This window comes from Pseudomonas sp. TE3911 (assembly GCF_054062775.1).
This window is the reverse complement of sequence record NZ_JBSSFP010000001.1, coordinates 4,803,948-4,827,898: the sequence shown is the minus strand read 5'-3', so window position 1 is coordinate 4,827,898 and position 23,951 is coordinate 4,803,948. Positions and strand designations below refer to the sequence as shown.

Genomic DNA, 23,951 nt, shown 5'->3' with positions numbered 1-23,951 from the left:
CCGACGAGTTAGTGGAATAGCCCCGTATGTGCTTGATTAACTGGGGTGAATACGGAAGCGGCAGATCGCCGGTTTAAAAGCCGACCATTACCGTCGGAATTGGTCAAAATTTGTGCTATATTCCGCGCCCGCGATTTTTCATCTCAACACCGGTCACCGTCATGCAAACAGCCAAGCCGTTATTTGACTATCCCAAGTACTGGGCCGAATGTTTCGGTCCTGCGCCATTCCTGCCCATGAGCAGGGAGGAGATGGATCAGCTTGGCTGGGATTCCTGCGACATCATCATCGTCACTGGTGATGCCTACGTGGATCACCCGTCGTTCGGCATGGCCATCATCGGCCGGCTGCTGGAGTCCCAAGGCTTCCGCGTCGGGATCATTGCCCAGCCGAACTGGCAGTCCAAAGACGACTTCATGAAGCTCGGCGAGCCGAACCTGTTCTTCGGCGTCGCGGCCGGCAACATGGACTCGATGATCAACCGCTACACCGCCGACAAGAAAATCCGTTCCGACGACGCCTACACTCCAGGCGGCATGGCCGGCAAGCGCCCGGACCGTGCGAGCCTGGTGTACAGCCAGCGTTGCAAGGAAGCGTACAAGAACGTGCCGATCGTACTCGGCGGCATCGAAGCCTCCCTGCGCCGCATCGCCCACTACGACTACTGGCAGGACCGTGTGCGCAACTCGATCCTGATCGACGCCACCGCCGATATCCTGCTGTACGGCAACGCCGAGCGGGCCATCGTCGAAGTCGCCCAGCGCCTGTCGTGGGGTCACAAGATCGAAGACATCACCGATGTCCGCGGCACCGCGTTCATTCGCCGTGACACGCCCGAAGGCTGGTACGAGGTGGACTCCACCCGCATCGACCGTCCGGGCAAGGTCGACAAGATCATCAACCCGTACGTCAACACCCAGGACACCCAGGCCTGCGCCATCGAGCAGGAAAAGGGTCCGGTTGATGACCCGGAAGAAGCCAAGGTCGTGCAGATCCTGGCCAGCCCGCGCATGACCCGCGACAAGACCGTGATCCGCCTGCCATCGGTGGAAAAAGTCCGTGGTGACGCGGTGCTCTATGCCCACGCTAACCGCGTGTTGCACCTGGAAACCAACCCAGGCAACGCCCGCGCCCTGGTGCAGAAGCACGGTGAAGTGGACGTATGGTTCAATCCGCCTCCCATCCCGATGACCACCGAAGAAATGGACTACGTGTTCGGCATGCCGTACGCACGCGTTCCGCACCCGGCGTATGGCAAGGAAAAAATCCCGGCCTACGACATGATCCGCTTCTCGGTGAACATCATGCGTGGCTGCTTCGGCGGCTGCACCTTCTGCTCAATCACCGAGCACGAAGGCCGCATCATCCAGAACCGTTCCGAAGAGTCGATCATCCGCGAGATCGAAGAGATCCGCGACAAGGTGCCTGGTTTTACCGGCGTGATCTCCGACCTCGGCGGCCCGACCGCGAACATGTACCGCATCGCCTGCAAGAGCCCGGAAATCGAATCCGCGTGCCGCAAGCCGTCGTGCGTGTTCCCTGGTATCTGCCCGAACCTGAACACCGACCATTCGTCGTTGATCCAGCTGTATCGCAGCGCCCGAGCCTTGCCGGGTGTGAAGAAGATTTTGATCGCTTCCGGCCTGCGCTACGACCTCGCGGTCGAGTCGCCGGAATATGTGAAAGAGTTGGTAACGCACCACGTCGGTGGCTACCTCAAGATCGCCCCGGAACACACCGAGGAAGGTCCGCTCAACCAGATGATGAAACCGGGCATCGGCAGCTATGACAAGTTCAAGCGCATGTTCGAGAAGTACACCAAGGAAGCGGGCAAGGAGCAGTACCTGATCCCGTACTTCATCGCCGCCCACCCAGGCACCACCGATGAAGACATGATGAACCTGGCCCTGTGGCTCAAGGGGAACGGCTTCCGCGCCGACCAGGTGCAGGCGTTCTACCCGTCGCCGATGGCCACTGCCACCGCGATGTACCATTCGGGCAAAAACCCGCTGCGCAAGGTCACCTACAAGAGCGACGCGGTGACCATCGTCAAGAGCGAGGAGCAGCGCCGTCTGCACAAGGCATTCCTTCGCTATCACGACCCGAAAGGCTGGCCGATGCTGCGTGAAGCGTTGACCCGCATGGGCCGTGCCGACCTGATCGGGCCGGGCAAGGACCAACTGATCCCGCTGCACCAGCCGAGCACCGACAGCTACCAGAGCGCCCGTCGCAAGAATTCGACGCCGGTCGGCAGCCATAAGGTCGCCAAGGAAACCACCACCAAGATCCTCACCCAGCATACTGGCCTGCCGCCTCGTGGCAGCGATGGCAGCAACCCGTGGGACAAGCGTGAGCAAGCCAAGGCCGCGGCCCAGGCACGTAACAAACAGGCGGCCAAAGAGCGCAGCGATGCGGCCAAGGGCAAGGGCGGCAAGCCCGCGCGTAAGCCGGTTGTGCCGCGTTGATCGCCGCTTGACTATGTAAAACGCCAGCCTCGTGCTGGCGTTTTGCTTTCTAGGCGGTGGGGAGTCTGTTTGTTAAGGTGGCGCCCATTAAATCGCTATCGGGGGCAAGCCCCCTCCCACTTTTTGAATGTATTCACACATCACATGTGGGAGGGGCTTGCCCCCGATAGCGTCAGTTCGGTCTCCACCCCTTCAAGGAAGAACACCCCATGGGCAACCCCCTGGCCGGCATCGGCATGGACTTCAACCGTTCGCAGTTCATGGCGCGCCAGCGCATCGAAAGCCAGATCAACCTACCGCGCCTGTTCGCTGCCATCGACGCCGACCCCGGCATCGTCGGCGCGGGCGTTGTGTACATCGACGCCGACTTCAACGTCATCACCCTGCGCGAATTCAAGCCGATCTGCAGCATCAAACCCAAGCGCATCATCTTGCGCGAGGCGCAGAAGTACATCTCGCCCGCACAGTTTGTGGAGCAGGTGAAGACCGATCCCCGGGAAGGGCGCCTCCAGAAGGAAGCGTTTGACATGGGCCTGTCCTGTAGCGCCGCGGTGATCGGTTGGATCGTGGTATTCAGCGGCAGCGTCGCGGTGCCGTTCACCGCAGGTGCCAGCGCGTTTGTGGTCGGCATTGGCATCACGGCGGCATTGGCCAGCAGCGCTCAATGCGGGTTTGGTGTGGCGCGCACTTATAACGAAGTGCTTGATCCGGATGCCAACGACCGCATGGATGACGCCGCATGGTACGGCGCCGTTTCCCCCCTTCTCGATGCGGCTTCGTTGGTGGGTATCGGAACAGGTGCCTTGACCACGATTCGGTTGCTCAAGGCCAACAAAGCAGCTGCGTTGGGCAAAAGTTGGTACGAGTTGCTCAAGGGCCTGAGCCGCCAGGAACGCAAGAAGCTGACCAAAGAACTGCTGAGCCTGAAAGACCCCAGCCTGACCCCCAAGTTGCTTAAATTGCAGCAGCGCGCCGGCACGTTGACCAAGAGCTACAGCTCCACCGAAATCCGGCATGCCACACTGACTCAGCTCAAGGATGCCATCGGGGGGCTGTTGGGGATCTGGGGCAGCCATCGAACCGGCCACGTGGGCACGGCCGAAACTATTGCTATCGGCCTGTACGAGGATCTGACGGAATGAACGGCTTTCCCGATATGGGCGGATTCCTGGCCCGATATTTCCCGGTGTTCATGGGCACTATTTTCATGGCGATCTTCTCCGGTTCGGCTGCGGTGTCCATGGCCGGCGTGACGTATCTGCGCGGTGTCGATCCTGCCCTCAAGTCCAGCTATTCGGGAGGCGCCATCCTGGTGCTGGTGGCGGTGCTGGTTTTTGGCAATGTCATGATTGCGCGCGGGTATCCCTGGGCGACGCGGCTCGTCGCGGGGTATTTGGGCGCCTGCCTATTGTTCGTACTGCCGATGATTCAATACGGCCTCAATGGCTGGGTCTATGGCTCGGCCGTGCTGTTTCCGTTGCTGGGGTTATTGCTGCTTAACAGCAAGCGCCATCGTGAAATGCGCCAAAAGCTCTTCGAAATACGCCACCTGCGCCAGGCGGTGATCGCGAAGGGTAAGCGCGGCTGACTGGGTAGATTCGCCACCTGTTTGCACACGCTCGCCACAAATATGTGCAACCCTCGCACCACGGCACCTACGATGGCGCCGTTTTGGTGCTGTACTGCACCGGGTCTTACGATAAAGCGCAATGGCTGCCGCTCTGGCATAAGTCTTGCGCGCGTTGTGTTCATGCCCTGGCTCGCAGGAGGCCGCCGTGTCGATTCATGTCGCGTTGCACCACGTTACGCATTACCGCTACGACCGTGCCGTCGAACTCGGGCCACAGATCGTGCGCTTACGTCCGGCGGCCCATAGCCGCACGCGGATTTTGTCCTACGCACTCAAAGTGCTGCCCGAGCAGCACTTCATCAATTGGCAGCAAGACCCCCAGGGCAACTACCTGGCGCGCCTGGTATTCCCGGAAAAGACCGATGAGCTGCGGATCGAAGTTGACCTGGTCGCTGAGATGGCAGTCTTTAATCCGTTCGACTTCTTTCTCGAACCTTATGCCGAAAAAATCCCCTTCAGCTACGCCGCCGATGAGCAGCGCGAGCTGGCGCCGTACCTGGAAACCCTGCCGCTGACGCCGAGGTTTGCCGCCTACCTGGCCGGCATCGACCGCACGCCACTGCCCGCCGTGGACTTCCTGGTGGGGCTCAATCAGCGTTTGGCCACCGATATCGGTTACCTGATCCGCATGGAACCTGGCGTGCAAACCCCGGAGTTCACCCTGGAAAACGCCTCCGGCTCCTGCCGCGACTCGGCGTGGTTGTTGGTGCAATTGCTGCGCAATCTGGGGCTGGCGGCGCGGTTTGTGTCCGGCTATCTGATCCAGCTGACCGCCGACGTCAAAGCCCTGGATGGCCCGTCCGGCACTGAGGTGGACTTCACCGACCTGCATGCCTGGTGCGAGGTGTATTTGCCCGGCGCCGGCTGGATCGGGCTGGATGCAACCTCCGGATTGTTTGCCGGTGAAGGGCATATCCCGTTGGCCTGCAGTCCCGATCCATCGTCTGCCGCGCCGATCAGCGGGCTGGTGGAACCGTGCGAGTGTGAATTCACCCACGAGATGTCGGTAGAGCGCATTTGGGAAGCCCCCCGGGTGACCAAGCCGTACACGGAAGAGCAGTGGCTGGCGATCCAGGCCCTGGGCCGGCAGATCGACGGCGACCTGCTCAAGGACGACGTGCGCCTGACCATGGGCGGCGAGCCGACCTTTGTGTCCATCGACGACCCCGACGGCGCCGAGTGGAACACCGCGGCCCTTGGCCCCGACAAACGCCGCCTGTCCGCCGAACTGTTCCAGCGCATGCGCAAGCACTACGCGCCCAAGGGCCTGGTGCATTTTGGCCAGGGCAAGTGGTACCCCGGCGAGCAACTGCCGCGCTGGTCGCTCAACTGTTACTGGCGCCGCGACGGCGTACCGATCTGGCACAACAGCGCGCTGATTGCCGATGAGCAAGAGGACTACGGTGCCGATGGCGTGCTGGCCGGGCGCTTCCTGGCCAGTGTTGCCGAACGCCTCAAGTTGCCGGCGCGTTTTGTATTCCCGGCCTTCGAAGACAATTTTTACTACCTGTGGCGCGAAGGTGCGTTGCCTCAGAACGTCACCGCCCAGGACCCGCGCTTGAGCGACGACCTAGAGCGCGAACGCCTGCGCAAAGTGTTCAGCCAGGGCCTGGATAAAGTCATCGGCCAGGTGCTGCCGCTGGCACGTACGGCCGCGAATGACCGCTGGCAAAGTGGGCGTTGGTACCTGCGCGATAACCACTGCCGCCTGGTACCGGGGGATTCACCGCTTGGCTATCGCCTGCCGTTGGCCTCGCAGCCGTGGGTGACGGCGGCGGAGTATCCGTTCGTGCACCCCACCGACCCTAATCAGGATCAGCCGGAACTGCCAACCAGTGCCCAACTGCAAAGCCACGGCGAAGCAGCGCCAAGCAATGAGCGAGTGCCCGAGGTCGACGAGTCCGCTGACTGGCTGACCCGCACCGCACTGTGCGCCGAAGCACGGGAAGGGCGCCTGTACCTGTTCATGCCGCCGCTGGAGCGCGTCGAGGATTACCTGGAACTGGTTGCCGCCATCGAAGCCACTGCCGAAGAGCTGCACTGCCCGGTGCTGTTGGAAGGCTACGAACCGCCATTCGATATGCGCCTGAGCAACTTCCGGGTGACGCCGGATCCGGGTGTGATTGAGGTAAACGTGCAGCCGTCCGCCACGTGGGATGAGTTGGTCGAGCGCACCGAGTTTCTCTATGAAGAGGCGCGACAGACCCGCCTGACCACCGAAAAATTCATGATCGACGGGCGCCACACTGGCACCGGTGGTGGTAACCACTTTGTGCTCGGGGGCGCGACGCCCAAGGATTCACCGTTTCTGCGTCGTCCCGATTTGCTGCGCAGCCTGATCAGCTACTGGCATAACCACCCGTCACTGTCCTACCTGTTTTCTGGCTTGTTTATCGGCCCGACGTCCCAGGCGCCGCGAGTGGATGAGGCGCGTAACGACGCGCTGTATGAGCTGGAAATCGCTTTCGCGCAAATGCCCGAGCCCGGCGAGGACTGCCCGCCCTGGCTGGTGGACCGCCTGCTGCGCAACCTGCTGATCGACGTGACGGGCAACACTCACCGCGCCGAATTCTGCGTCGACAAGCTTTACTCGCCCGACGGCGCCACCGGCCGACTGGGCCTGTTGGAGCTGCGCGCCTTTGAAATGCCGCCCCACGCGCGCATGAGTTTGACTCAGCAACTGCTGCTGCGGGCGCTGGTGGCGCGGTTCTGGCGTGAGCCTTACGCACCGCCGAAACTGGCGCGCTGGGGCACCGAGTTGCATGACCGCTTTTTGCTGCCGCACTTTATCGAGCAGGACTTTGCCGACGTGATCGTCGAACTCAACGCCGCCGGCTACCCACTGCGTGCCGAATGGTTCGCCGCGCATTTGGGGTTCCGTTTCCCCAAGGTCGGCGACTATGCCGTCAGCGGTATCGAACTGGAACTGCGCCAGGCCCTGGAACCTTGGCATGTACTGGGCGAAGAGGGCGCAGCGGGCGGCACGGTACGCTATGTGGATTCGTCCCTGGAGCGTCTGCAAGTGAAGTTGAGCGGGTTGCCACCGCAACGCTACCTGTTGACCTGCAATGGCATCCCAGTGCCGCTGCAACCGACCGGGCGAGTCGGCGAGTTTGTCGCTGGCGTGCGTTACCGCGCCTGGCAACCGGCCAACTGTTTGCAACCGACCATCCCGGTCCATGCGCCGCTGGTGTTCGACCTACTGGATACTTGGATGCAACGCTCGTTGGGCGGTTGCCAGTACCACGTCGCGCATCCGGGTGGACGCAATTACGACAGCTTACCGGTGAACGCCAATGAGGCCGAGAGCCGGCGCATGGCGCGGTTTTTCCGTCTCGGCCACACACCTGGGAAGCTCACCGTACCGAGTGTTGTGATCAATGACGAATTCCCTATGACCCTGGATCTGCGGCGTTTCCCCAATAAAAATGACTGAGCCCTATCCAACTGTGACTCCAAATAATGTAGTGAGCGAGCATGCCTCGCGCGGGGCAAGCCCGCTCACCACAAAGCCTGGAAACCACAGAGGGATTTGCAGTGTTTGTTAGGGTAATCTGAGCCCCTTTGCCTCTGCCGAGCGTTCCATGTCCGACTTGCTCGACCGTTACCCGCTGACTGCGGGCACTTATCACGAACTGCTGGATGACAGCGGCGCGGTGCGTGCCCATTGGCGGCGCTTGCTTGATCACCTGCAACGCAGCACCCCCGCGCAGTTGGCCCAGCGCCAGGCGCTGCTGACGCGGCAGATCCAGGAAAACGGCGTGACCTACAACGTCTATGCCGACCCCAAGGGCGCCGATCGGCCGTGGGAGCTGGACCTGCTGCCCCATGTGTTGGCGGCGGATGAATGGCAGCACCTGTCGGCCGGTATCGCCCAGCGGGCGCGCCTGCTCAATGCCGTGCTCGCTGATCTGTATGGCCCGCAACGCTTGATCAAAGAAGGCTTGCTGCCGGCGGAGCTGGTGTTCGGGCATAACAATTTCCTGTGGCCGTGCCAGGGTATCCAGCCCCCCGACGGTGCTTTCCTGCATCTGTACGCGGTGGACCTGGCGCGCACTCCGGATGGTCGTTGGTGGGTAACGGCCGACCGCACCCAGGCCCCATCGGGCGCCGGTTATGCGTTGGAAAATCGCACCATCGTGTCTCGCGCCTTCCCGGACTTGTACCGTGACTTGCAGGTGCAGCACCTCACCGGTTTCTTCCGCACGCTCCAGGAAACCCTGGTCCGCCAGGCGCCCGGCGATGACCAGACACCGCTGATCGTGCTGCTCACCCCAGGCCGCTTCAACGAAAGCTACTTCGAACATCTCTACCTGGCGCGCCAGCTCGGCTATCCGCTGGTGGAAGGTGGCGACCTCACCGTGCGCGACAGCACCGTGTTCCTCAAAACCCTCAGCGGTCTGCGCCGGGTGCACGCGATCATGCGGCGCCTGGACGACGACTTCTGCGACCCGCTTGAACTGCGCACCGACTCGGCCCTCGGCGTGCCGGGCCTGTTGGATGCGGTGCGCCAGGGCAATGTGCTGGTGGCCAATGCCTTGGGCAGCGGCGTGCTGGAGTCGCCCGGGTTGCTGGGGTTCCTGCCGAAAATCAACGAGTTTTTGTTCGGCGAAGAACTGATCCTGCCGTCCATCGCCACCTGGTGGTGCGGTGAAGCACCGGTGCTCGCCGAAGCCTTGGAAAAACTGCCGGAGCTGCTGATCAAACCCGCGTTCCCCTCGCAGAGTTTCGCCCCGGTGTTTGGCCGCGATCTGAACGATGAGCAGCGCGAGGCCCTGGCCGAACGCATGCGTGCGCGGCCGTACGCTTACGTCGCCCAGGAGCTGGCGCAACTGTCCCAGGCACCGGTGTGGCACACCGTGGATGACCACCTGCAGCACCGTGCCATTGGTATGCGTGTGTACGCCGTGGCCAGTGACGAGGGCTATCGCGTATTACCCGGGGGCCTGACCCGTGTGGCTGCTGAAGCCGATGCCGAAGTGGTGTCGATGCAACGCGGCGGTGCGAGCAAAGACACCTGGGTGCTCGGCGAACGCGCCCCCGGTGGTGAGCAGTGGCGTGCCCAGCGCACGATTGGTGCCCATGACCTGGTGCGCCGCGATCCTTATCTGCCGTCGCGGGTGGTGGAAAACCTGTTCTGGTTTGGCCGTTACTGCGAGCGCTGCGATGACAGCGCGCGCTGGTTGCGAATTGTGCTGGCGCGTTATGTCGACGGCGACGATCCCTTGGCGTTGCTGGCGGCGGTGGAGCTGGGCGAAAACCTGCGCCTGCTGCCGGAAGAGGGCGAACTGCCGGAGCGTCTGCTCGCAGCGTTGCTCGGCGATGACTGGCCATCGAGCCTGCGCGCCAACCTGCAACGCTTGCAGTGGGCGGCGTCCCAGGTGCGTGGCAAGTTGTCCCGCGAGAACTGGCAGGCCTTGGTGGAGCTGCAACGCGAAGCCATGGAGCTGGAAAGTGAAGCGCCGGACTTTGGCGAGTTGCTGGATTTTCTCAACCGCCTGGTGATGTCCTTGGCGGCGCTGTCCGGGTTTGCCCTGGACGACATGACCCGCGACGAAGGCTGGCGTTTCCTGATGATGGGGCGGCGCATAGAACGCCTGCAATTCTTAAGCAGCAGCCTGGCGGCGTTCCTGCGTGGCGTCGCGGTGTTCGATCAGGCGGGGCTGGAGTGGTTGCTGGAGTTGGGCAACAGCAGCATCACATACCGCTCGCGCTACTTGGCGGTGCCGCAGTTGATTCCGGTGCTCGACCTGTTGCTGCTCGACGAGCAGAACCCCCATGCCGTGCTGTTCCAGCTCAAATTGGTCCAGTCGCACTTTGCGTCGCCTTAATGATGATTTTGGTGTGCCACGGGAAACAGGCTTGGCGCCCTTGGTGGAGCGCCTGGCGCGTTTCGACTTGAGTTGCCTGGAGAACCCGTTGTTTGGCGAGTCCAGCGTACGTGCTGCGTTGGACGGCCTGGCCGACCTGCTGCAAGCGGTGGCCGATGAAAGCGGGCAAGTGTCGGATCGCCTCGCGTTGCGCCATTTTGCCCATGTGGATGATGTCAGCCAGCAAACGGTGTCGGTGTAATGAGCGCGCGCTATCAGATTTTCCACGATACCCACTACCACTACGACAGCCCGGTGTCCCTGGCCCAGCAGTTGGCGCACTTATGGCCACGACCCTGTGCCTGGCAGCGCTGCACATCGCAACAACTGGATATCAGCCCGGAGCCGACCTCGCGCCGCGATGAGCTGGATGTATACGGCAACCCGATCACCCGCCTGGCGTTCGAACGGCCTCACGATGAATTGCTGGTCAACGCTGGGCTGACCGTGGAGGTGCTGGCGCGGCCTGTACTGGATTTTCGGCAGTCGCCGGCCTGGGATCAGACCCGTGACAGCCTGACCTACAGCAGCCAGCCGATGACCCCTGAGCGAATCGAAGCCTGTCGGTATCGCTTTGAATCACCCTACGTACACCTGAAAAAAACCTTCGTCGAGTTCTCCGAAAGTTGTTTTCCCCCTGGCGAACCCTTGTTGTTGGGCGTGCAGGCGCTGATGGAAAAGATCTTCAGTGAATTCACCTTCGATGCCGAAGCGACCCAAGTCGCCACACCGCTGGTGGAAGTGCTGGAACGCCGCCGTGGCGTGTGTCAGGACTTCGCCCACCTGATGCTCGCCTGCCTGCGCTCGCGGGGCTTGGCTGCGCGGTATATCAGCGGCTACCTGCTCACCCAGCCACCGCCCGGCCAGCCACGGCTGATCGGTGCTGATGCGTCCCACGCGTGGGTATCAGTGTTTTGCCCGGTGTCAGGCTGGGTGGATTTTGATCCGACGAACAATGTGCAGCCGGCACTGGAGCACATCACCTTGGCCTGGGGCAGGGACTTTTCCGATGTGTCGCCGTTGCGTGGGGTAATTCTGGGGGGAGGGAACCATGACCCGGAGGTGCGGGTGACGGTGATGCCGCTGGAATAATGGTGGAGTGTGGTGAGACAGGGGGGGCCTGCTCACCACAACAGAATTTATTCAGCCGGGTCTTTCGGGGTTTCGGTCTCGTCTGCTGCCACTTCACCTTCCGCGTCCGGGTTCAGTGCGCCCGCTTCTTCATCGACAGCGGCTTTCTTGCGTTGCAGTTTTTCCTCTTTCTTCTGTTCCTTGGCCAAGTCTCTCTGACGTTTGGCGAAGGAGTAATTAGGTTTGGCCATGGGCGATCCTCTAGGGTCGAAGGTGAGGGTGGCGGCGCGCAGCTGCCTTGTGACGACATGGTAGCAGCTTCAAGGGGCGCTTTGCCTTCACTTACCGCAGGCGTACGCGGCCAGCAGGCCATTGAACAGGTGATTGAGGCGCATGGTTCGGACTCCAGTGGGTGATGGGCCGATCATAGGCAGGTACTGCTACTTTGGCTGGTAGATTGTGTTGATAAGTCTGATAGCCTAAAGTTGTATACAATCTGTTGATTCAGATCATAAGAATTCAAGCCTGCTTGAGGCACCCTTACCGCAATCCGCGTTTTATAAACCCTGCCTTGGAGATTCACATGTTTGCCAAACTCGTTGCTGTTTCCCTGCTGACTTTGGCCAGTGGCCAGTTGTTTGCCGCAGAGTGCAATGTCACCGTCGACTCCACCGATCAGATGTCCTTCAACACCAAGGAAATCGTGATCGACAAGAGCTGCAAGACGTTCACCGTGAACCTGGAACACTCGGGCAGCTTGCCGAAAAACGTCATGGGCCATAACTGGGTGCTGACCACTGCCGCCAACATGCAACCGGTTGCCACTGACGGCATGGCCGCTGGCATCGACAAGAACTACCTGAAAGAGGGTGACGACCGCATCATCGCCCACACCAAGCTGATCGGTGCCGGCGAGAAAGATTCGGTGACTTTCGATGTTTCCAAGCTGGCTGCTGGTACGGACTACGCGTTCTTCTGCTCGTTCCCAGGCCACATCTCGATGATGAAAGGCACTGTGGTCGTCAAATAAGACCGCGTTATCGTTTATCGGGAGCAAGCCCCCTCCCACACTTGACCGAGTTCCAACATGAGAATGCGATCAAATGTGGGAGGGGGCTTGCTCCCGATAGCGGCCTGCCAATCAACACAAAAATATCTGGCTCACCTCACGGCGCAAACGGCATCACCCGCTTGTGCTCAGTCTTGCGATAGGTCTCGCAGATAATCCTGAACGCCTCTTCGCGCACCGGTTCACCGTGCAGGAACGCATCGATCTCGGCATACGTCACGCCATGTGACGCTTCATCCGGCTTACCTGGCGACAGGTCTTCAAGGTCGGCCGTCGGCACCTTCTCCACCAACGACTCCGGCGCGCCAAAGTGCCGTGCAATCGCGCGTACCTGGTTTTTTACCAGCCCGCTCAACGGCGCCAGATCGCATGCACCGTCACCGAACTTGGTGAAAAAACCCATCACCGCTTCCGCCGCATGGTCGGTGCCGATCACCAAACCACCGGACGCGCCGGCGATGGTGTATTGGGCCACCATTCGCATGCGCGCCTTGGTGTTGCCAAGCACGAAGTCACGGGACACCGCCGCCTTGCCTTCAAACGCCGCCACTTCACTGGCCAGGGCTTTCACCGCCGGGCCGATGTTCACGGTGTGGCGCTCGTCGGGCTCGATAAAGTCCACCGATGCCTGGGCGTCGATTTCGTCGAACTGGGTTTCGTAGGGCAGGCGCACGGCAATAAAGCGGTAGGCCTCGTCACCGGTGCTGGCGCGCAGTTCTTGCATCGCGCGCTGGGCCAACAGGCCGGCGGTCAGGGAATCGACGCCACCACTGATGCCCAGCACCAACGTTTTGAGTCCGGAATTGCGCAGGCAGTCCTGGATAAAGGTCACGCGTCGGGCAACCTCGGCCTCAAGGGCGGCTTGGTCGTTGAACGGCGCTTGCACCTTGAGCTGTTCAGCAATCTCGCGCTGTACGGCTTGCATGATTCACTCCTTGCTGGAAATGGCAGGTACTTTGAAAACGTGACGCAAATAGGCGACAAAATTCGGGTCGGTGCAGTGGGTCTTGCCCGCTTCATCGGAGATTTTGGCGACGGGCTGGCCGTTGCAGGCGGTCATTTTAAGCACGATGCTCATCGGTTCCACTCCTGGAATATCGCAGGTCAGGTTGGTGCCGATGCCGAAGCTCACATTAATGCGACCGCGCAGCGCACGGAAAATCTCCAAGGCCTTGGGCAGCGACAGGCTGTCGGAGAACACCAGGGTTTTGCTCATCGGCTCGATACCCAGCTTGTGGTAGTGAGCGATGGCTTTTTCCGCCCACTGCACCGGGTCCCCAGAATCGTGGCGCAGGCCGTCGAACAGCTTGGCGAAGTACAAGTCGAAGTCGCCGAGGAACGCGTCGGTGGTGATGCAATCGGTCAGGGCGATGCCCAGCAGGCCACGGTATTCGCGGACCCAGCAATCGAGGGCGGCGATCTGGCTGTCGATCAGGCGTGGGCCGAGTTGCTGGTGGGCCATGATCCATTCGTGGGCCATGGTACCCAGGGGCTTCATGTCCAGCTCGCGGGCCAGGTGCACGTTGCTGGTGCCGACAAAGCGCCCGGGGAAGTCATGCTTGAGCACATTGACCACTTCTTCCTGCACCCGGTACGAAAAGCGTCGGCGCGTGCCGAAGTCGGCCACTTGCAGCTCCGACAGTTCCTCGCTGCTGGCATTCGCCGTCAGCCAATCGAACTTGCGGTACAACTGCTCGCGGGCCTGTTCGAGGATCACGGTCTGGTAGCGGTAGCGGTTACGCACTTCGCTGACGATGGCCAGCATCGGCACTTCAAACAGGATCACATGCAGCCACGGCCCGCGCAGGCGGATAAACAACTCGCCGTTCTCGATGCCGGTCTGCACATAACGCAGGTTGAAGCGGAATAGCCCGAGGAAGCGCAGGAAGTCCGGCTTCATAAAGCTGATGCGTTCCAGGAAGCCCAGTTGGTCCGGGCTCAGGCTCAGCTCGGCGAGGCGTTCGATCTGGTAGCGAATCTCCGCCAGGTACGGGCGCAGGTCCTCGCTGTTACGGCAACGGAATTCCCATTCAACTTCCACGTTGGGGTAGTTGTGCAGCACCGCCTGCATCATGGTCAGCTTGTAGAAGTCGGTGTCGAGCAGGTTCTGCACGATGCGATCGGCAAACACACTCTCGCTCATAACGGGAATCTCCAGACGGGTCGGCGATGGGCGCCGGCCTTTACGCACAATTAAGGAAGGGGGCTAGTGGCGCATAGACCTGTGGGGTTTTGCCAGTGATTTTTTCAGTGAGGCCACTGGCGTGATCGGGGGCAAGCCCCCTCCCGCACTTGGAATGCGTTTCAAATGTGGGAGGGGGCTTGCCCCGATGGCGGTATTCCAGGCACTAAAGAACCTGCTCCATCATCCACTTCACAAACTCGCGCACCTTGGGCACTTCCGCCGAATGCTCGGGATAGGCCAGGTAATACGCATCCTGGCTCGGCATCGCGTGCTGCCATGGGTTCACCAACTTGCCGTCGGCCAGTTCTTCTTCCACCAGAAACCGCGGCAGCAGCGCTACACCGCAGCCTACCTGCGCCGCTCGAATGCACATATAAAAGGTGTCGAAACGCGGCCCGTGGTAGCTGTGCTCGGTGTGATACCCCTGATCGGCAAACCAGTCATGCCAGCCCTGGGGGCGTGAGGCGTTTTGCAGCAGCACCAGTTCGCTCAGTTGCGTGGGGTCATTGAAGGGCTTCGCGGGCAGACTTTCCGGTGCACACACCGGCACCAGTTCTTCGCTGAACAGCTTCAGGCTCTCGGTGCCGGGGCGCGAGCCCTGGCCGAAGTAGAAGGCCATGTCGGCCTTGCCTTGCAGCAGTTCGTCCGGCTCCTGCTCGTTGCACAGGTCCAGGTGGATCTGCGGATGGCGCAACCGCCAACCCTTGAGGCGCGGCACCAGCCAGCGCGCGCCGAAGGTGTAAGGCGTGGACACGCGCAGCACTTCGGTCTCGCCGCCGTAGGAGCGCAGGTAGTGGGTGGACATCTCCACTTGCGTGAGGATCTTGCGCACTTCCACCAGGTACAGGTCGCCCGCCGGGGTCATCTGCAAGCGGCGACGCACGCGGCGAAACAGCAGGTGTTGCAGCAGCTCTTCCAACTGCGCCACCTGTTTGCTGACCGCGCTTTGCGTGAGGTTCAACTCCTCGGCGGCGCGGGTGAAGCTCAGGTGGCGGGTGGCTGCTTCGAAACACTGCAGGGCGGTGATCGAGGGCAAATGTCTTTTGTTCAGCACGGCGTGCCTCTTTTTATGCTTTGCATGAATAAACGGAATGATATCTCGCCTAATCGTCGTTTGTTGGCAAGTCTTGAGCCAGCTACAAATAAGGTCTGGATCGCCGTGCGCGCCGCGGCGCGAATTTTCTGTTTGCAGTTTGAAGGAGTGACCCATGGTTGCCGCATTGCTTGATCGTCTCGGGGTGAACCCGTCGCTGTACCAGACGGGCAAACAGCCCGTGCATTCGCCGATTGATGGCAGCCAAATCGGCAGTGTGCATTGGGAAGGTGCCGCCGAGGTGGAGCAACAGGTCAGTCGCGCCGAGCATGCATTCGACGCCTGGCGCAAAGTACCGGCGCCGCGTCGCGGTGAGCTGGTGCGCCAATTCGGCGACGTGCTGCGCGAATACAAGGCCGACCTGGGCGAGCTGGTGTCCTGGGAAGCGGGCAAGATCACCCAGGAAGGCCTGGGTGAAGTGCAGGAAATGATCGACATCTGCGATTTCGCGGTCGGTCTGTCGCGTCAGTTGTACGGCTTGACCATCGCTTCCGAGCGCCCAGGCCACCACATGCGTGAAACCTGGCACCCGCTGGGCGTGGTCGGCGTCATCAGCGCCTTCAACTTCCCGGTCGCCGTGTGGGCATGGAACACCGCCCTGGCCCTGGTGTGCGGCAACGCCGTGATCTGGAAACCCTCGGAAAAGACCCCGCTCACGGCCCTGGCTTGCCAGGCGCTGTTCGAGCGCGTGCTGAAGAAATTCGACGGCGCCCCTGAGTATCTGAGCCAAGTGATCATCGGTGGTCGCGATGCAGGCGCCGCGCTGGTGGATGACCCGCGTGTGGCGTTGATCAGCGCCACCGGCAGTACGCGCATGGGCCGCGAAGTGGCGCCGAAAGTCGCCGCACGTTTCGCCCGCAGCATCCTGGAACTGGGCGGCAACAACGCGATGATCCTCGGCCCAAGCGCCGACCTGGACATGGCCGTGCGCGCCATTCTGTTCAGCGCCGTCGGCACCGCCGGCCAGCGCTGCACCACCCTGCGCCGCCTGATTGCCCATGAATCGGTCAAGGAAGAAATCGTCACCCGCCTCAAGGCCGCCTATTCCAAAGTGCGCATCGGCCACCCGCTGGAAGGCAACCTGATCGGCCCGCTGATCGACAAGCACGGTTTCGACAATATGCAGGACGCGCTGGAGCAAGCGCTGAGCGAAGGCGGCAAAGTGTTCGGCGGCAAGCGCCAGTTGGAAGACACATTCCCCAACGCCTACTACGTGTCGCCGGCCATTGTGGAGATGCCCGAGCAAAGCGACGTGGTGTGCACCGAAACCTTCGCGCCGATTCTGTATGTCGTCGGCTACACCGACTTCGCCGAAGCCCTGCGCCTGAACAACGCGGTGCCCCAAGGCCTGTCCTCGTGCATCTTCACCACTGACGTGCGTGAAGCCGAGCAGTTCATGTCGGCAGTCGGCAGTGACTGCGGCATTGCCAACGTCAATATCGGCCCAAGCGGCGCAGAAATTGGCGGCGCGTTTGGCGGTGAAAAAGAGACCGGCGGCGGTCGTGAGTCGGGTTCGGATGCGTGGCGCGGGTATATGCGCCGCCAGACCAATACCGTGAACTACTCGCTGGAACTGCCGCTGGCCCAAGGCATCACCTTCGACTGATTTCCTCAAGTCGGAGTGAGGTCAGCGTGGGAGGGGGCTTGCTCCCGATGGCGGTGAATCAGGTTTGAAGTGTTGTCTGATACACCGCCATCGGGAGCAAGCCCCCTCCCACATGTGACCTCATTTGCAGTTCGGAATAGATGTTTGTTGGGTCTCACCGGAGTCTGGCAATGGCATTACGCGAAACGTGTTTGTGGGAACACCTCACCCCTGGCCGGCCGGATCGTGCCGCGCTCAAGGGCGAGGTCAAGGTGGATGTGTGCGTGATCGGCGCCGGCATCACCGGATTGTCGGCCGCCATTCACTTGCTGGAACAGGGTAAAAGCGTCGCCGTGCTGGAGGCTCATCGCACTGGCCACGGCGGTTCGGGGCGCAATGTCGGGCTGGTGAACGCCGGTTTATGGATCCCCCCGGACGACATCGAAGCCGGTTTCGGCGAAGCGGTGGGCAGCCAGCTCAACCGCATGTTGGGCGCGGCACCGTCTCTGGTGTTCAGCCTCATCGACAAATACAACATCGATTGCCAACTGCGCCGCGAGGGCACCTTGCACATGGCGCACAACGCCCGTGGCGAGGCGGATTTGCGCAGTCGTGAAGAACAATGGAAGCGCCGTGGCGCGCCAGTGGAGTTGCTCACCGGTCAGGCCTGCGAGCAAGCCACCGGCACTAAAAAAATTGCCGCCGCCTTGCTGGATCGGCGTGCGGGCACCTTGAATCCCATGGCCTACACCTCTGGGCTGGCCAATGCTGCGGTCGGGCTCGGCGGGCAGTTGTTTGACCATTCACCGGTCACCCAATTGGAGCGCCAAGGTGCACTTTGGTCGGTTCAGACCCAGCACGGGGCAGTGCAGGCTGCACAAGTGGTCGTTGCCTCCAATGCCTACACCGAAGGCGAATGGACCGAGCTGCGGCGTAACTTTTTCCCCGGTTATTACTACCAGGTCGCGTCGGCCCCGCTCGCCGACGAAGCCGCCCAGCAGATTCTCCCTGGCGGCCAGGGATCGTGGGACACGCGTCAGGTATTGAGCAGTATCCGCCGCGATGCCGATGGTCGTTTATTGCTCGGAAGTCTGGGCAATGGCAACCAGAAACCGGCGTGGTTCCTCAAGGCGTGGGCCGATCGGGTGCAGCAACACTACTTCCCGTACCTCAAATCGGTGCAGTGGGAATTCACCTGGACCGGCTGCATCGCGTTCACCCCCGATCACTTGATGCGCCTGTTCGAACCGGCCCCTGGACTGGTCGCTGTCACGGGCTATAACGGACGCGGCGTGACCACCGGCAGTGTGGTCGGCAAGGCGTTCGCCGACTACTTGTGTCACCAGGATCCCCAAGCACTGCCGATTCCCTTCGCGCCCATGCAACCGTTGGCCGGAGTGGGTCTGCGCAGTTGCCTGTACGAGGCGGGATTCTCGCTGTATCACGCCGGGCAATGCTTGAGGATCGTGATCTGATCAGCGAAATACCGCTCAGAAGCCTGCATTTTCTTAGCAGGCTACTAATCTGTATTGGTGCAGGTCGTAGCAATCACGCACTGTAAATGTGCAGTTCCGTTACGCACGCTGTTACAGGTGTGGAGCGGGGTGTTTATCCATTCGGTTGCAGGTGCGACCCGTCACGGTTGTACTTTTTTAACTGGCTGGTTGCACCTGTCGAGGCTAGAGGGTTGCACGTCCTGGCAAGCGGCGTCGAAACGCCTGTAATAACAATGACACCGTGTCTTTTTGAAGAATAAAAACGTAATGGCACGGGGCTTGCTCTGAGCTTTCAGTGAAAAGTTTGAACGCAAGTTGTAGTGCCAAAAATCAAAAATATCGGAGCACCACTCATGTCCCAGACGTTTTACAAGAAAGGTTTTCTGGCCCTCGCCGTTGCAGCGGCGCTGGGTGTTTCTACGTTTGTTCAAGCTGATGTGAAGATTGGTGTAGCGGGGCCGATGACCGGCGCCAACGCCTCGTTCGGTGAGCAGTACATGAAGGGTGCCCAGGCGGCAGCCGAGGTGATCAACAAGGCCGGTGGCATCAACGGCGAGAAAGTTGTGCTGGTGGCAGGCGACGATGCCTGTGAGCCGAAACAGGCCGTTGCCGTGGCCAACCGCCTGGCTGACCAGGACAAAGTGATTGGTGTAGTCGGGCACTTCTGCTCGTCGAACACTATCCCGGCCTCCGAGGTTTACGACGAAGCGGGCATCATCGCGATCACCCCAGGCTCTACCAACCCACAAGTGACCGAACGTGGCCTTGGCGCCATGTTCCGTATGTGCGGCCGTGACGACCAGCAAGGCATCGTCGCCGGCGACTACATCGTCGATGTGCTCAAGGGCAAGAAAGTCGCGGTCATCAACGACAAGGACACTTACGGCAAAGGCCTGGCCGACGCCACCGCTGCCCAGTTGACCAAGCGCGGCGTCAAGCCGGTGCTGGAAGAAGGCCTGACCCGTGGCGAGAAGGACTTCAGTGCGCTTGTCACCAAGATCCGCTCCCTGGGCGCCGACGTCGTGTACTTCGGTGGCCTGCACCCGGAAGCCGGTCCATTGGTTCGCCAGATTCGTGAAGCTGGCCTGAAAGACGTCAAGTTCATGTCCGATGACGGCGTGGTGACTGATGAACTGGTGGCCACCGCTGGCGGCGCGCAATACGTCGATGGCGTCTACATGACCTTTGGTGCCGACCCGCGCCTGCTGCCTGACAGCAAGGCTGTCGTGGAAGAGTTCCGCAAGGCCGGCTACGAGCCAGAAGGCTACACCCTGTACGCCTACGCCTCGCTGCAGGCCCTGGCCGCCGGCTTCAACGGCGCCAAGTCCAACAAGGGCGAAGACGCGGCCAAATGGCTGAAAGCGCACCCGGTCAAAACCGTGATGGGCGAGAAGACCTGGGACGCGAAGGGCGACCTGAAAATCTCCGACTACGTGGTTTACCAGTGGGATAAAGACGGCAAATACCATCAGTTGGAAAAGCAGAAGTAATCCATGTGGGAGGGGGCTTGCTCCCGATCGCGGAGTGTCAGTCAACAGGTGTTCAGCTGACCCACCGCATCGGGGGCAAGCCCCCTCCCACATTGGGACCCGTGTTGTTATCGAGATCTGTTTTTTCCTCCAGAAGCGCCGCACACCCGCCGGTGTGCAGGTGCTCACCGCGTGAGATTGCGTTATGGATGGTATTTTCCTGCAGCAACTGGTCAACGGCCTGACCCTCGGGTCGGTCTATGGCCTGATCGCCATCGGCTACACAATGGTCTATGGCATCATTGGCATGATCAACTTCGCCCACGGCGAGGTTTATATGATTTCCGCTTACCTCGCGGCGATCAGTCTGGCACTGCTGGCTTACTTCGGCATCGAATCCTTCCCGCTGCTCATTCTCGGCACTCTGATCTTCACCGTGGTCGTCACCGGCGTTTACGGCTGGGTCATTGAGCGTGTCGCTTACAAACCGCTGCGCAACTCCACCCGACTGGCTCCGCTGATCAGCGCCATCGGTATCTCCCTGATCCTGCAGAACTACGCGCAGATCGCCCAGGGCGCCAAGCAACAAGGTATCCCAACCCTGCTGGCCGGGGCCTGGCGTGTCGATATCGGCACAGGCTTCGTGCAGCTTACGTACACCAAAGTGTTCATCCTGGTCGCGGCATTCGCCGGCATGGCATTGCTGACCTACATCATCAAGTACACCAAGCTCGGCCGCATGTGCCGCGCGACCCAGCAAGACCGCAAGATGGCCTCGATCCTGGGCATCAACACCGACCGCGTGATCTCCTACGTGTTTGTCATCGGTGCTGCCATGGCCGCACTGGCCGGTGTGCTCATCACCCTCAATTACGGCACCTTCGACTTCTATGCCGGCTTCATCATCGGCATCAAGGCATTTACCGCAGCGGTACTCGGCGGCATCGGCTCCCTGCCTGGGGCGATGTTGGGCGGGATCATCCTCGGTATCTCCGAGTCGTTGTTCTCAGGGTTGATCAACTCTGACTACAAAGACGTGTTCAGTTTCTCCCTGCTGGTGGTGATTCTGATTTTCCGTCCTCAGGGCCTGCTTGGTCGCCCACTCGTGGCGAAGGTGTAAACATGTCTGCTGCCAAACCTATCGATATCAAGAAAAGTGTCGTCGATACGATCCTTGCCGGGCTGATTTCGCTGATCGTGTTCGGTCCGATCGTCGGCGTGGTCCTCGACGGCTACAGCTTCAACCTGGAACCTGCGCGCGTGGCCATCCTGGTCGCCATCGTGATGGCCGGGCGCTTTGCCCTCAGCCTGTTCCTGCAAACCCCCAAGGGCGTGAAGATTCTGCAGGGCTTCGAGAGCAGTGGCTCCGGCGTGCATGTACTGCCACCGGACTACAAGTCGCGGCTGCGCTGGATCATTCCGGCACTGATCGTGATCGCCATCGTGTTCCCGATCTTCGCCAACAAGTACCTGCTGACCGTGGTGATCCTCGGGCTGATCTACGTGTTGCTCGGCCTCGGCCTGAACATCGTGGTTGGCCTGGCCGGCTTGCTCGACCTGGGTTACGTGGCGTTCTACGCCATCGGTGCCTACGGTCTGGCATTGGGTTATCAGTACCTCGGCCTGGGCTTCTGGAGCGTGCTGCCCCTGGCCGCCATCGCGGCGGCACTGGCGGGGTGCATACTCGGGTTTCCGGTATTGCGAATGCACGGGGACTACCTGGCCATCGTGACTCTGGGCTTCGGTGAAATCATCCGTCTGGTGCTCAATAACTGGCTGTCGTTCACCGGTGGCCCGAACGGTATGCCGGTGCCTTCACCGACCTTCCTCGGCCTGGAGTTCGGGCGCAAGGCGAAGGAGGGTGGGATTCCGTTCCACGAATTCTTCGGCCTCGATTACAACCCCAACATCAAGTTCATGTTCATCTACATCGTGCTGTTCCTGGTGGTGCTGGCCGTGCTGTACATCAAGCACCGCCTGACCCGCATGCCGGTTGGCCGCGCCTGGGAAGCCTTGCGTGAAGATGAGATCGCTTGCCGTTCCATGGGCCTGAACCACGTGCTGGTCAAGCTTTCGGCATTCACCATCGGCGCATCTACTGCGGGTTTGGCCGGGGTGTTCTTTGCCAGCTACCAGGGCTTCGTCAACCCGTCGTCGTTCACCTTCTTCGAGTCGGCGCTGATCCTGGCCATCGTGGTCTTGGGCGGCATGGGCTCGACGGTCGGGGTGGTCATCGCGGCCTTCGTGTTGACCGTGGCGCCTGAATTGCTACGCAGCTTCAGCGAATATCGCGTGCTGCTGTTTGGTGTGTTGATGGTGGTGATGATGATCTGGCGACCGCGCGGTTTGATCCGCATCAGCCGTACCGGTGTGACCCCACGTAAAGGAGTGGCGCCATGAGCAAGGAAGTCGTCCTCTCCGTGGAACACCTGATGATGCACTTCGGTGGCATCAAGGCCTTGAGCGATGTGAGCCTCAAGGTCGAACGCAACTCGATCTTTGCCCTGATCGGCCCTAACGGCGCCGGCAAAACCACGGTATTCAACTGCCTCACCGGTTTTTACAAAGCCAGCGGCGGCAAGATCGAACTGAACATTCGTGGCAAACAGACCAACGTGATCCAACTGCTGGGCGAGCGCTTCAAGGCCGTCGACTTTGTGTCGCCGAAAAGCTTCCTCAGCCGCGTGTACTACAAAATGTTCGGCGGCACCCACCTGGTTAACCGCGCCGGCCTGGCGCGGACCTTCCAGAACATTCGCCTGTTCAAGGAAATGTCGGTGCTGGAAAACCTGCTGGTGGCCCAGCACATGTGGGTCAACCGCAACATGCTGGCGGGCATCCTCAACACCAAGGGCTACCGCAAGGCCGAAAGCGATGCGCTCGACCACGCGTTCTACTGGCTCGAAGTGGTGGACCTGGTGGACTGCGCCAACCGCCTGGCCGGTGAGCTTTCCTACGGCCAACAGCGCCGCCTGGAAATCGCCCGCGCCATGTGCACCCGGCCGCAGATCATCTGCCTGGACGAACCGGCAGCGGGCCTGAACCCCCAGGAAACCGAAGCCCTCAGCGCGATGATTCGCCTGCTGCGCGACGAACACGACCTTACGGTGGTGCTGATCGAACACGACATGGGCATGGTGATGAGTATTTCCGACCACATCGTGGTGCTGGACCACGGCAACGTGATCGCCGAGGGCGGGCCGGAAGCGATCCGCAACGACCCTAAAGTGATTGCCGCCTACCTGGGCGCAGACGAAGAGGAGCTGGTATGAGTGCACCTATCCTCGAAATGAAGGACCTGGACGTGTTCTACGGTCCGATCCAGGCCCTGAAGAAAGTCTCGCTGCACATCAACGAAGGCGAAACCGTCAGCCTGATCGGCTCCAACGGCGCGGGTAAGTCCACGCTGCTGATGTCGATCTTTGGCCAGCCACGGGCTGAGTCGGGGCAGATCATCTACAACGGTGTCGACATTACCCACAAGTCATCCCACTACATCGCCTCCAACGGCATCGCGCAGTCGCCGGAAGGGCGGCGGGTGTTCCCCGACATGACCGTCGAGGAAAACCTGCTGATGGGCACTATCCCCATTGGTGACAAATACGCTCAGGAAGACATGCAGCGCATGTTCGAGCTGTTCCCCCGCCTCAAGGAACGGCGCAACCAGCGCGCCATGACCATGTCCGGTGGTGAGCAGCAAATGCTTGCCATCGCACGCGCGCTGATGAGCCGGCCCAAGTTGTTGCTGTTGGATGAGCCGAGCCTCGGGTTGGCGCCGATTGTGGTGAAGCAGATCTTTTCCACCCTGCGCGAGCTGGCAGCCACCGGGATGACCATCTTCCTGGTGGAGCAGAACGCTAACCACGCACTGCGCTTGTCGGACCGGGCGTATGTGATGGTCAACGGTGAGATTCGCCTCACAGGCACCGGCAAGGAGCTGCTGGTGAACGAGGAAGTGCGCAACGCCTACCTCGGCGGCCACTGATCTAAAGCTTGACGCAAACCCCCTGTGGGAGCG

Annotated in this window: 17 protein-coding genes and 1 pseudogene; 14 read left to right on the top strand and 4 right to left on the bottom strand. The window is 61.0% G+C overall.

The window, feature by feature from the left end; all coding sequences use genetic code 11:
- The first annotated feature begins 161 nt into the window (after positions 1-161).
- The 6 genes and pseudogenes from ACVWXD_RS21935 (at position 162) to ACVWXD_RS21910 (ending at position 11,057) form a co-directional block, all read left to right on the top strand.
- The gene (locus ACVWXD_RS21935; protein ID WP_032890504.1) at positions 162-2,465 is read left to right on the top strand and encodes a YgiQ family radical SAM protein; all 2,304 of its coding nucleotides are present in this window, start codon (positions 162-164) and stop codon (positions 2,463-2,465) included.
- A 209-nt stretch (positions 2,466-2,674) separates the two neighbouring features.
- The gene (locus ACVWXD_RS21930; RefSeq protein WP_032890506.1) at positions 2,675-3,607 is read left to right on the top strand and encodes an NAD synthetase; all 933 of its coding nucleotides are present in this window, start codon (positions 2,675-2,677) and stop codon (positions 3,605-3,607) included.
- Positions 3,604-4,053 (top strand): hypothetical protein, encoded by a 450-nt coding sequence (locus ACVWXD_RS21925; protein ID WP_095186062.1) that lies wholly within the window; start codon positions 3,604-3,606, stop codon positions 4,051-4,053. Before ACVWXD_RS21930 ends, ACVWXD_RS21925 begins: the two co-directional genes overlap by 4 nt.
- A 187-nt stretch (positions 4,054-4,240) precedes the next feature.
- Positions 4,241-7,531, top strand: coding sequence for a transglutaminase family protein (locus ACVWXD_RS21920; RefSeq protein WP_457371317.1), 3,291 nt, complete (start codon positions 4,241-4,243; stop codon positions 7,529-7,531).
- Between the two features lie 148 nt (positions 7,532-7,679).
- A pseudogene (locus ACVWXD_RS21915) lies at positions 7,680-10,167 on the top strand (circularly permuted type 2 ATP-grasp protein).
- A complete protein-coding gene (locus tag ACVWXD_RS21910; protein WP_032890514.1) occupies positions 10,167-11,057 on the top strand; it encodes a transglutaminase family protein in 891 nt (296 codons plus the stop codon). Before ACVWXD_RS21915 ends, ACVWXD_RS21910 begins: the two are co-directional and overlap by 1 nt.
- Positions 11,058-11,104: 47 nt before the next feature.
- Here ACVWXD_RS21910 and ACVWXD_RS21905 read toward each other — a convergent pair whose 3' ends face one another.
- Positions 11,105-11,287, bottom strand: a complete 183-nt coding sequence (locus ACVWXD_RS21905) for a hypothetical protein (RefSeq protein WP_032890516.1) — start codon at positions 11,285-11,287, stop codon at positions 11,105-11,107.
- Positions 11,288-11,619: 332 nt separating this feature from the next.
- On the opposite strand from ACVWXD_RS21905, the gene azu reads away from it, so the two are divergent.
- On the top strand, positions 11,620-12,066 hold the full coding sequence (azu, locus tag ACVWXD_RS21900; protein WP_032890518.1) for an azurin: 447 nt from the start codon (positions 11,620-11,622) through the stop codon (positions 12,064-12,066).
- Between the two features lie 136 nt (positions 12,067-12,202).
- Here the strand turns inward: azu and nadE are convergent, their stop codons facing one another.
- The 3 genes from nadE to ACVWXD_RS21885 all read right to left on the bottom strand — a co-directional run bounded on the left by nadE (position 12,203) and on the right by ACVWXD_RS21885 (position 15,344).
- On the bottom strand, positions 12,203-13,030 hold the full coding sequence (gene nadE, locus ACVWXD_RS21895; RefSeq protein WP_260367387.1) for an ammonia-dependent NAD(+) synthetase: 828 nt from the start codon (positions 13,028-13,030) through the stop codon (positions 12,203-12,205).
- A gap of 3 nt (positions 13,031-13,033) precedes the next feature.
- On the bottom strand, positions 13,034-14,248 hold the full coding sequence (pncB, locus tag ACVWXD_RS21890) for a nicotinate phosphoribosyltransferase (RefSeq protein ID WP_032890522.1): 1,215 nt from the start codon (positions 14,246-14,248) through the stop codon (positions 13,034-13,036).
- A 205-nt stretch (positions 14,249-14,453) separates the two neighbouring features.
- Positions 14,454-15,344, bottom strand: a complete 891-nt coding sequence (locus tag ACVWXD_RS21885) for a LysR family transcriptional regulator (RefSeq protein WP_457371316.1) — start codon at positions 15,342-15,344, stop codon at positions 14,454-14,456.
- A gap of 154 nt (positions 15,345-15,498) precedes the next feature.
- Between ACVWXD_RS21885 and amaB the strand changes: the two genes are divergently transcribed.
- From amaB to ACVWXD_RS21850, 7 genes are all read left to right on the top strand, one after another.
- Complete coding sequence (gene amaB, locus ACVWXD_RS21880; RefSeq protein ID WP_032890526.1) at positions 15,499-16,989, top strand: L-piperidine-6-carboxylate dehydrogenase; 1,491 nt, start codon at positions 15,499-15,501, stop codon at positions 16,987-16,989.
- Between the two features lie 170 nt (positions 16,990-17,159).
- The gene (gene amaA / locus ACVWXD_RS21875; RefSeq protein WP_457371315.1) at positions 17,160-18,443 is read left to right on the top strand and encodes an L-pipecolate oxidase; all 1,284 of its coding nucleotides are present in this window, start codon (positions 17,160-17,162) and stop codon (positions 18,441-18,443) included.
- 374 nt (positions 18,444-18,817) lie between these two features.
- Positions 18,818-19,954 carry a branched-chain amino acid ABC transporter substrate-binding protein gene (locus ACVWXD_RS21870; RefSeq protein ID WP_099602068.1) on the top strand — a complete coding sequence of 379 codons (1,137 nt, stop codon included), beginning with the start codon at positions 18,818-18,820 and terminating at the stop codon, positions 19,952-19,954.
- A gap of 184 nt (positions 19,955-20,138) precedes the next feature.
- A complete protein-coding gene (locus ACVWXD_RS21865; RefSeq protein ID WP_003188099.1) occupies positions 20,139-21,053 on the top strand; it encodes an ABC transporter permease subunit in 915 nt (304 codons plus the stop codon).
- Between the two features lie 2 nt (positions 21,054-21,055).
- Positions 21,056-22,333, top strand: a complete 1,278-nt coding sequence (livM, locus tag ACVWXD_RS21860; RefSeq protein ID WP_032890532.1) for a high-affinity branched-chain amino acid ABC transporter permease LivM — start codon at positions 21,056-21,058, stop codon at positions 22,331-22,333.
- On the top strand, positions 22,330-23,205 hold the full coding sequence (locus tag ACVWXD_RS21855; protein WP_027607703.1) for an ABC transporter ATP-binding protein: 876 nt from the start codon (positions 22,330-22,332) through the stop codon (positions 23,203-23,205). The genes livM and ACVWXD_RS21855 overlap by 4 nt, the downstream gene beginning before the upstream one ends.
- The gene (locus tag ACVWXD_RS21850; protein ID WP_032890534.1) at positions 23,202-23,918 is read left to right on the top strand and encodes an ABC transporter ATP-binding protein; all 717 of its coding nucleotides are present in this window, start codon (positions 23,202-23,204) and stop codon (positions 23,916-23,918) included. Before ACVWXD_RS21855 ends, ACVWXD_RS21850 begins: the two co-directional genes overlap by 4 nt.
- Positions 23,919-23,951 lie beyond the last annotated feature (33 nt).